This window comes from uncultured Chitinophaga sp., from assembly GCF_937874145.1.
Classification (GTDB): Bacteria; Bacteroidota; Bacteroidia; order Chitinophagales; family Chitinophagaceae; genus Chitinophaga.
Genome location: NZ_CALNBI010000413.1, coordinates 1 through 2,797, shown reverse-complemented (window position 1 = coordinate 2,797; position 2,797 = coordinate 1). Strand labels below are relative to the sequence as shown.

Annotated in this window: 5 protein-coding genes; all 5 read left to right on the top strand. The window is 53.6% G+C overall.

Features of this window, described 5'->3' with window-relative positions:
- Window positions 1–762 (top strand): beta-ketoacyl synthase (locus tag Q0510_RS19925; protein WP_298715618.1); only part of this gene is annotated, 762 nt, incomplete at its 5' end.
- Between the two features lie 116 nt (window positions 763–878).
- Window positions 879–1,136, top strand: coding sequence for an acyl carrier protein (locus Q0510_RS19920; protein WP_298715616.1), 258 nt, complete (start codon window positions 879–881; stop codon window positions 1,134–1,136).
- Window positions 1,136–2,017 (top strand): lipid A biosynthesis acyltransferase, encoded by an 882-nt coding sequence (locus Q0510_RS19915; protein ID WP_298715614.1) that lies wholly within the window; start codon window positions 1,136–1,138, stop codon window positions 2,015–2,017. The genes Q0510_RS19920 and Q0510_RS19915 overlap by 1 nt, the downstream gene beginning before the upstream one ends.
- A gap of 10 nt (window positions 2,018–2,027) precedes the next feature.
- The gene (locus Q0510_RS19910; RefSeq protein ID WP_298715612.1) at window positions 2,028–2,447 is read left to right on the top strand and encodes a 3-hydroxyacyl-ACP dehydratase; all 420 of its coding nucleotides are present in this window, start codon (window positions 2,028–2,030) and stop codon (window positions 2,445–2,447) included.
- A 13-nt stretch (window positions 2,448–2,460) separates the two neighbouring features.
- Window positions 2,461–2,797, top strand: a 337-nt coding sequence (locus tag Q0510_RS19905) for a hypothetical protein (RefSeq protein WP_298715610.1), incomplete at its 3' end; no start/stop codon positions are given.

Here is a 2,797-nt window from a genome sequence, read left to right as displayed (position 1 = left end):
GTGAATTTCAGTGTGAGCGCGGCCTGCGCCAGCGGTTCCCACGCCATCGGGCTGGGGTATATGTTCATCCGCTCGGGCATGCAGGATGCAGTGATCTGCGGCGGCGCCCAGGAGATCAACCTTTACGCCATGGGCAACTTCGACGCCATCGCGGCCTTTTCGGTACGCGAGAGCGACCCTGCCCGGGCTTCCAGGCCTTTCGACCGCGACCGCGACGGACTGGTACCCTCCGGCGGAGCGGCCACCGTTATCCTCGAAAGCCTGGAATCCGCACAGCGCCGCGGCGCTACGATCCTGGGCGAAGTGCTGGGATACGGCTTCTCCAGCAACGGGGCGCATATCAGCAACCCCAGCGTGGAAGGCCCCACCCGCAGCCTGGAAATGGCCCTGCGCGACGCCAACCTCCAGCCGAAAGACATCGGTTACATCAACGCACACGCCACATCCACCCCCGCCGGCGACGCCAGCGAGGCCAAAGCCATTCATTCCGTGTTCGGCGAATGCAACACGCCCGTGAGCTCCACCAAGGGGATGACGGGCCACGAATGCTGGATGGCCGGGGCGAGCGAGATCGTGTATTCCATGATCATGATGCAAAACGGCTTTATGGCCCCCAATATCAATTTCGAAAACCCCGACAACGATTCAGCGAAACTGAATATCGTTACGAATACACTAGAGAAAAATTTTAATATATTTCTGTCTAATTCCTTTGGCTTTGGAGGCACAAATAGCTCCCTCATCGTCCGGAAATGGGAATAATTCAGACTTGTGGGTGGTGTTGGGCGGTTTTTGCATAATTTTGCCCTGCGCCCTGATGCGAACCCACAGGATGCAAAGTGAAAACTGTCTAACCTATATCTGGAACACTTAAGTTTATGGAAATCAAGGAGATCATTCAAAAAACCAATGCTTTTCTGGCGGAAGAATTCGAAGTTTCCCCCGAAAGCATTACCCCCGGGGCCGATCTGAAAGCCACGCTGGAACTGGACAGCCTGGACTATATCGACCTCGTAGTCGCCATTGAGAACAATTTCGGATTCAAAGTGAAACCGGAGGATTTCCAGGGCATCGTTACGTTCCAGGATTTTTACGACTATGTTATCGAACGTGTTAAACAAAAAGAACTGGTATAATGCCATCCTGGCAGGGTAAGTCCAAGGGAAATAAGCTCGGATACCGGATCTTCATTGGTGTATTGCGATATGGAGGCGTTCGCCCGGCTTATTTCCTGCTGGTATTCGTTTCTATCTATTATTGCCTGTTCTCCTATAGCACTGCCCGGTCGATGTACCGGTTTTTTCGTTATAAGATGGATTACAGCCGGTGGCGTTCCATGACGTCCGTTTACCGGAATATTTATATTTTCGGCCAGACGTTGATCGACAAAGTGGTGGTGATGGCCGGGATCCCCAATCGTTTCAGCTTCGATTTCGATGGAGAAGAACGGCTTCACGCGATGGTAAATGGCGGGAAGGGCGGCATCATGCTCAGTGCGCACCTGGGTAATTGGGAGGTTGCAGGGCATTTGTTCACCCGGCTCAACACGAAAATCAACATCGTGATGTTCGACGGGGAGCATGAACGGATCAAAAGTTACCTCGAAGGCGTAACGGGAGGGCGGAATGTGCATGTCATAGTATTGAAGGACGACCTTTCGCACATTTACGCCATCAACGACGCGCTGGCCAAACAGGAACTGGTATGCATGCACGCCGACCGGTTTCTGCCCGGCAATAAAACTGCGGAGAAGATGTTCCTGGGAACGCCGGCGCGCTTTCCCGTGGGGCCGTTTCTCCTGGCATCCACTTTCAGGGTGCCTGTTTCGTTTGTGTTCGCCTTCAAGGAAACCGCTACGCATTATCATCTCTATGCCACCGATCCCAAAGTGTACCCCGGAGCAAAGCAGGGTGGCCTGGATCAGTCGATGGGAGATTTTGTGGGCGTGATGGAAGAGAAAGTGCGGAAATACCCGCTGCAATGGTTCAATTATTATGATTTCTGGTCAAAAGACTGACAATACGCATATGCATCACGAAGATATCACCGAATATATCCCGCAGCGCCCGCCGATCGTCATGATCAGCCGGCTGGTGGAGGCGGGGGACAAAAACATCCGCACGGAGCTCGACGTAGCGCCGGATAACGTGTTTGTGGAAGAAGGGAAGCTCATGGCCCCGGGGCTCGTGGAGAACATCGCGCAGACCGCCGCGGCGAGGGTTGGATTCCTGGCCAAAAGAGACAACGTACCCGTTCCCCTCGGATTCATCGGCGCCATCCAAAACCTGGAAATCCTGGAGCTCCCGCCCGCCGGCGCCACTCTTCAGACGGAAATCATCATCACCCACGAACTGTTCAACGCTACCGTGGTGAAAGGATCCGTTTCCCATGAAGGACGCATCCAGGCGCAATGTGACATGAAAATTTTCATCGCCAAAGAAAAATAAAACAAGAGTCACCATGAAACTGAAAAATCTCGTTCTGCCCCTGATCGCTATCGCCCTGAGCGCATCCGCAGCAAACGCACAAAGCAGCAAAGACGTATTCGACAAAGACGTGAAACTGACCTGGATCGGCCTCGACTGGACCAAAACCCACATCATCGGCGACGCAGCCGCCAAAGCAGACCAGATCGTTGACAAAAACTTCGTGGAAGTAAACCAGAAAGTGGTGAACGAATACAAGAAGTTCGACGTAGCCAAGGCTTTCCGCCGCAGTGAAGTGAGCACCGACATCGGCCCGGTTAACAAAAGAACCGCGAAGATCGACGCCGACCAGCTCCTGTCCGACAACTCAG

Bases quoted from the DNA above. Each gene is read 5' to 3' on its own strand.
- Q0510_RS19920 (WP_298715616.1), top strand. From the start codon at position 879: ATGGAAATCAAGGAGATCATTCAAAAAACCAATGCTTTTCTGGCGGAA.
- Q0510_RS19915 (WP_298715614.1), top strand. From the start codon at position 1,136: ATGCCATCCTGGCAGGGTAAGTCCAAGGGAAATAAGCTCGGATACCGG.
- Q0510_RS19910 (WP_298715612.1), top strand. From the start codon at position 2,028: ATGCATCACGAAGATATCACCGAATATATCCCGCAGCGCCCGCCGATC.